The sequence below is a fragment of the Thalassolituus sp. UBA2009 genome (assembly GCF_002335285.1).
Classification (GTDB): domain Bacteria; phylum Pseudomonadota; class Gammaproteobacteria; order Pseudomonadales; family Oceanobacteraceae; genus Venatoribacter; species Venatoribacter alkanivorans.
Window position 1 is genome coordinate 3,314 of sequence record NZ_DDCJ01000132.1, and the last position, 5,624, is coordinate 8,937.

6 protein-coding genes are annotated in these 5,624 nt (G+C 51.6%); 3 read left to right on the top strand and 3 right to left on the bottom strand.

The window, feature by feature from the left end; genetic code table 11:
• Nucleotides 1-18 precede the first annotated feature (18 nt).
• The gene (locus tag B3P58_RS15815; RefSeq protein ID WP_286718974.1) at nucleotides 19-852 is read left to right on the top strand and encodes an HAD-IIB family hydrolase; all 834 of its coding nucleotides are present in this window, start codon (nucleotides 19-21) and stop codon (nucleotides 850-852) included.
• On the top strand, nucleotides 845-2,056 hold the full coding sequence (locus tag B3P58_RS15820; protein WP_145470393.1) for a glycosyl transferase: 1,212 nt from the start codon (nucleotides 845-847) through the stop codon (nucleotides 2,054-2,056). Before B3P58_RS15815 ends, B3P58_RS15820 begins: the two co-directional genes overlap by 8 nt.
• Nucleotides 2,057-2,103: 47 nt before the next feature.
• Here the strand turns inward: B3P58_RS15820 and B3P58_RS15825 are convergent, their stop codons facing one another.
• Nucleotides 2,104-2,391: a DUF6482 family protein gene (locus B3P58_RS15825; protein WP_225690694.1), complete on the bottom strand. Its 288-nt coding sequence runs from the start codon at nucleotides 2,389-2,391 to the stop codon at nucleotides 2,104-2,106.
• 206 nt (nucleotides 2,392-2,597) lie between these two features.
• Between B3P58_RS15825 and B3P58_RS15830 the strand changes: the two genes are divergently transcribed.
• A complete protein-coding gene (locus tag B3P58_RS15830) occupies nucleotides 2,598-3,209 on the top strand; it encodes a TetR/AcrR family transcriptional regulator (RefSeq protein ID WP_286718975.1) in 612 nt (203 codons plus the stop codon).
• Between the two features lie 10 nt (nucleotides 3,210-3,219).
• Here the strand turns inward: B3P58_RS15830 and B3P58_RS15835 are convergent, their stop codons facing one another.
• Nucleotides 3,220-4,959 carry a sugar phosphorylase gene (locus B3P58_RS15835; RefSeq protein ID WP_286718976.1) on the bottom strand — a complete coding sequence of 580 codons (1,740 nt, stop codon included), beginning with the start codon at nucleotides 4,957-4,959 and terminating at the stop codon, nucleotides 3,220-3,222.
• A gap of 10 nt (nucleotides 4,960-4,969) precedes the next feature.
• Nucleotides 4,970-5,578, bottom strand: a complete 609-nt coding sequence (eda, locus tag B3P58_RS15840; RefSeq protein ID WP_145470386.1) for a bifunctional 4-hydroxy-2-oxoglutarate aldolase/2-dehydro-3-deoxy-phosphogluconate aldolase — start codon at nucleotides 5,576-5,578, stop codon at nucleotides 4,970-4,972.
• Nucleotides 5,579-5,624: the final 46 nt, after the last annotated feature.

The following is a 5,624-nucleotide window of genomic DNA, read 5'->3' on the forward strand; positions in this document are numbered from 1 at the left end:
CCCGGAGGTGGATAAGCCATGAATACATCCACACATCCGTACAAGACTCCACCGGAACTGCCTTTGGTTGTGGTCACCGATCTTGATGGCTGTTTGCTCGACCATCACAGCTACAGCGCACAGGCGGCGGAAAAAGCCTTAAAAAAACTGCACAGCCTGAATATTCCCTGCGTATTTAACAGCAGTAAAACCTTTGCCGAAATGCTGCTTCTGAGAGAAACGCTGGACAATCACGATCCCTTTGTTTGCGAAAACGGCGGTGCGATTTTTATTCCGAAAAGCAACGGTAATGGCTACAACAGCGAGATTCTGCACAGCAGTTATCTGGCCATACTGAAAGTGCTGCACAGTCTGCGTCAGCAGGGTTTTCAGTTCCGTGGTTTTAACGATATGACCGCCACCGAAGTAGCGGCATTAACCGGTTTATCGGTAGAAGACGCTCACCTGGCAAAACAGCGCAGCGCGTCCGAGCCTCTGGTCTGGACTGGCAGCGATGAGCAGCTCGCAGAATTTCGTCTGGCTCTGAGCAGCCACAACTTGCGTTTGCTCAGTGGCGGCCGTTTTCATCATGTGATGGGGCCTAACGATAAGGCCCACGGTCTGGAGTTCTGCCGTCATCATTACGAAGCGTTATGGCAACAGCCGGTGAAAGTTATCGCCCTGGGTGATGGCGAAAATGACCGCGCCATGCTCAGCGCCGCCGACTACGCCATTGTGATTCCCGGTATAAAAAACACCCTCGAACTGCAGCACCCACAGCTGCGGATTGCCAGTAAAGCCGGACCGGCGGGCTGGAATGAAACCTTACTTTCCCTGTTAGATGACCTGTTCAAGGAGGCTCATAGTGGCTGATTTTTATCAGAACGGCATTATTACCACTCTGCATAATCTGGTTGACCGTCCGCTGGACGAATTAGAAAAAGAACTCATCAGTTTTTCACGTATCAGGCCCATGTCGCTGGTGCTGCCCTCTCTCTACTCCGAACTCAGCGGCCCGGCACTGGACAACATTATTAACGACGTTGCCAAAGTCCCCTACCTTAACGAAATCGTGATTGGCCTTGATCGCGCCGATGAAAAAGAATATGCCCATGCCCGGGAGTTTTTCTCGCGCCTGCCGCAGCATCATCGCATTTTATGGAACGATGGCCCGCGCCTGCGCAAAATTGATGAGTTGCTGCAGAACGAAGGTCTGGCGCCGAAAGAAATGGGTAAAGGCCGTAACGTCTGGTACTGCTATGGCTATGTACTGGCTTCCGGGCGCGCCGAAGCCGTAGCCCTGCACGATTGCGATATTGTGACTTACGAGCGCAGTATGCTGGCCCGGCTGATTTATCCGGTGGCCAATCCGGCATTTAACTATGAATTTGCCAAAGGTTTTTATGCCCGCGTGGCTGCACAGAAACTCAACGGCCGGGTCAGCCGTTTACTGGTAACGCCGTTAATCCGCGCACTGAAAAAAGTCTATGGCTCTCTCGATTATCTGGAATATCTCGACAGCTTCCGCTATCCGCTGTCGGGTGAATTTTCCATGCGTACCGATGTGCTGAACGATATCCGCATTCCCTCCGACTGGGGGCTGGAAATCGGCGTGTTGTCAGAAATGAAGCGGAACTATTCAACCAATCGCATCTGCCAGGTCGATATTGCCGATGTGTATGACCATAAACACCAGCCTCTGTCGGAAGAAGACGCCAGCCGGGGACTGTCGAAAATGAGCACCGACATCTGCAAAGCCATTTTCCGTAAGCTGGCCACTCAGGGAGAAATTTTTACCACCGAAACCTTCCGCTCAATTAAAGCCACCTACTTCCGCATTGCGCTGGATTTTGTTGAAACCTATTACAACGACGCGCGGATGAATGGTTTAACACTCGATCGCCATGCCGAAGAAAAAGCGGTGGAACTGTTTGCCGAAAATATTATGGCTGCCGGTGAACATTTCCTCGCCAACCCGATGGAAACGCCCTTTATTCCCAGCTGGAACCGGGTAATCTCAGCCGTACCCGATATTCTCGACCGCATCTATGAAGCTGTCGAAGAAGACAATCACTGACGGGGTCAGTGATTGTCTGCCGGCGGCCTGCCATTAATTAACATGTATCAGTGAAAATACATCGGCAGGCGGTCAGCCTGGGGGCGCTCTGCGTTATTGATCATCTCGTCGTAGGGTAACTGCTGTACCATAAAACCTTTGCGTACACCCAGGCTGGCCAGCTTTCCGGAACACTCCGATAAGCCGCGGAAACGTACCGGCATGCCATCTTCCATCAGCAGGCTAAGACGCCCCATATAGTCCACCTGTACCAGATAGAGATCGCCCTCATTGGTGAGGATATTGACATCCACTCCCCCCTGACGCAGTGCTTTTTTAAGTTCTGACGTAGTCATATCACTTCTCCTGTGTCCGCAGACCAATACCTATACAAGACATATACAACAATATACACAGGCAGCCCTATAAGGGTTAAGAATTCTTTGCTATCAAAAAAAACACCGACCTCTGTATTTGACAATATGCGATGATGCCCTCAAAAATGACGTCCCTTTCCGTTTTTACACCGCAGTCACCGCCTGTGGTAAACCGTTGGATAGTTATGGCTAATATCGCGTCACCTGAAAAAATTGCCCGCCGCCGCCAGGATATTCTGGATGCAGCCATCGATATTTTTGCTGAAAAAGGCTTCCATGCCAGTGGCATTGCCGATATCGCCACCCGCCTGGGTATTGGTCATGGCACGGTTTACCGCTACTACAAAAACAAACGGGATATTTTTAACGAAATTCTGAATCTGCTGCTGAGTGAGATGTCGACCGTCGTGCAGCAGGACCCACCCAACACCAACTCGCTGGCTGAATATCAGCAGCAACTGGAGCGTATTGCTGACCGGTTAATTGCTATTTTCCGCGAACGGCCGCAACTGGCACGCATCGCTTTTTATGAATCCTATGGGGTGGATGCCGACATCAGTGATGCGGTAAACCGCATTCAGGAATTATTCGCTGAATTTACCGCCTACTATCTGCAAAACGGTATCAGCAAAGCCTTTCTGCGCAGCGAAATGAATACCGCCATCGCCGCACAACTGGTCACCGCTATGCTGATGGAAACGGTTAAACATGTCGCGCTTAATGACTTCAGCGATGAGCAAATAGAGCCCTGGCGGCACGAGATTCTCCGCCTGATGATCGGCGGCCTCAGCCGCTGATGTATTCCCCTTACAGACTCTGCGTCAGCCATACCGTCTGATACGGCGCCAGGGTTAATATCTCCGTTGCGGCAATATCCGCCTCATGATGACTCAGAAGATCGGTCAGTCCACCGGGTAAAAAGCCCAGACTGGCCAATGGCAGCTGCAGAATACGCTCCGTCACATTTGACAGCGCATACAGTGTCTGACTGTTATCCACGCTGGTGCGCTTAACAATAAATAAATCGGAATTAATCCGTACAATGTCCTGCCTGGCATCCGGGTGAAAAGCCTTCTGATCACGGCGTATTCTGATTATACGGCGTAATTCCGTAAAGACTTCCGCCTGGGGTGTCACCGGATTATTCAGCAGGCATTCCAGTTCATGTTTATCCCAGATTTTACGGTTAATGGAACGTGTGCGGCCGGTTTGTTCAACATGATCCAGGTCGTTCGGAGTGGCGACCAGACTGTGAATGTACAACGCCGGAATTCCCCTCAGGGCCAGCATAATGGCCTGCGAACAAAGGAAACGCTGCACCTGAAAATGATCGCTGCCACGCCGTGTGCCCATGCAGGCATCAAACAAGCTGATATTGATTTCATAAGGGCTCTGACTGCCATCGGGGTTGGCTTTCATACTGACAAAGCCACCAAAACGGTGCATGGAATCAATCAGGTCCTGCACTTCACGTTCAGGTAAAATCCCTTCCACCGGGCGCACTCCGATCCCATCATGGGAAGCGGTAAAATTCAGATAAGTACAGCCCGGCGGCAGTGGCGGTATTTTATCCGCCCAATCAGTCAGAAAGCTGGCATTACCGCGGTTCAGGGCATGCAGAACCAACGGTGGCAGGCCGAACTGATAAACCATATGCGCTTCATCGGACTGACCGAAATAACTCAGATTTTCAGCGACCGGCACATTGGTTTCGGTGATTAAAACCACTTCCGGTGCGGCATAATCGAGCACATCACGCAGCAGTTTTACCACCTCATGGGTCTGCGGCAGATGCACACAGCGGGTGCCGATTTTTTTCCATAAAAAAGCAATGGCATCCAGACGAATAAAGCGCGCACCACGCTCCACATACAACAGTAATATCTGAATAAATTCGAGTAAAACGGCGGGATTTTCAAAATTTAGATCGATCTGATCTTCACTGAAAGTAGCCCAGACATGACGTACGCCACGGTGGGTATGAACCGGGGTTAATAATGGTGTATTACGCGGACGGGTGACCGCCGAAACATCGGTTGCGGGATCTGTTTCAATAAAATAATCACTGTAGGGCTCGCGGTTGGCGATGTAATCTACAAACCATAAATTCTCACGCGAACAATGATTGATCACCAGATCCATCATCAGATCAAAATCTCTGGCGATGGCACTGATATCCTCCCAGCTGCCCCAGTCGGGATTGACCTGACGGTAATCAATTACCGAAAAACCATCGTCCGAACTGTAGGGAAAAAACGGCAGGATATGCACATTATTAACCGTGTCCTGCAAATGAGCGCGTAAAAAATCGCCCAGTGTCTGCAGCGGAATCTCACCACTGTGCTGAATACTGTGGCCGTAGGTGATCAGAATAACGTCCTGTTCCGACCAGCGTTCCGCCCTGACTGCACTTTCCTGCCGGGCTGCATTGTCAGAAAACTGCTGGCACAGACGCAGAATATTCTGCGCCAGCTCCTGCAGGTCATTCCGCTCAGAATAAATACGTTCCAGGCGTTGTTTAAAACCGCTCAGTATTGGGTCATCCATAGGTTCTCAGTTATCCGGCAATGGCCATGGTGGTAATGGCTTGCCAGTTTCGTGCCGAGACGGCCTCTGCCGGTGTCAGCCAGCTGCCGCCCACCGCAAAAACATTATTCAGTGCCAGATAATCCTGATAATTTTTCTGCCCAATACCGCCGGTCGGGCAGAATTTCACATCGGCAAAGGGGCCTGAAAAGGCTTTCAGCATCTCGATGCCTCCGGCAGCGGCGGCCGGAAAAAACTTCTGATATTTAAAGCCCGCAGCCCGCGCCTGCAACACTTCGCTCGGGGTTGCCACACCGGGCAGATAAGGGCCTCCCCAGCGACGGGCACATTCCAGCAACTCCGGCGAAATGCCCGGACTGACAACGAACTCGGCGCCCCGGTTCAGTGCATCTTCCATCTGCTGTGCACTGGTTACGGTGCCCACGCCGACAATAGCTCCGGGAACTTCATGCTTTATCCGCGTGATGGCTTCCAGTCCATGGCGGGTACGCAGGGTAATTTCCAGCAGACGCACACCGCCCTGCACCAGCGCCTGCGCCATCGGCACCGCGTCTTCCGGATCTTCAATCACCATAACAGGCACCAGAGGCTTGGCGCGGTCCAACCATAAATCCCACATCACGATTCTCCTTAAACGTACCCTGAATACTCGGACGAGTGTCCTG

What these genes read in the sequence shown, in the direction of transcription:
- B3P58_RS15835 (WP_286718976.1), bottom strand. Translation starts at nt 4,959, where the DNA reads ATGGATGACCCAATACTGAGCGGTTTTAAACAACGCCTGGAACGTATT.
- B3P58_RS15815 (WP_286718974.1), top strand. Translation starts at nt 19, where the DNA reads ATGAATACATCCACACATCCGTACAAGACTCCACCGGAACTGCCTTTG.
- B3P58_RS15825 (WP_225690694.1), bottom strand. Translation starts at nt 2,391, where the DNA reads ATGACTACGTCAGAACTTAAAAAAGCACTGCGTCAGGGGGGAGTGGAT.
- eda (WP_145470386.1), bottom strand. Translation starts at nt 5,578, where the DNA reads ATGTGGGATTTATGGTTGGACCGCGCCAAGCCTCTGGTGCCTGTTATG.
- B3P58_RS15830 (WP_286718975.1), top strand. Translation starts at nt 2,598, where the DNA reads ATGGCTAATATCGCGTCACCTGAAAAAATTGCCCGCCGCCGCCAGGAT.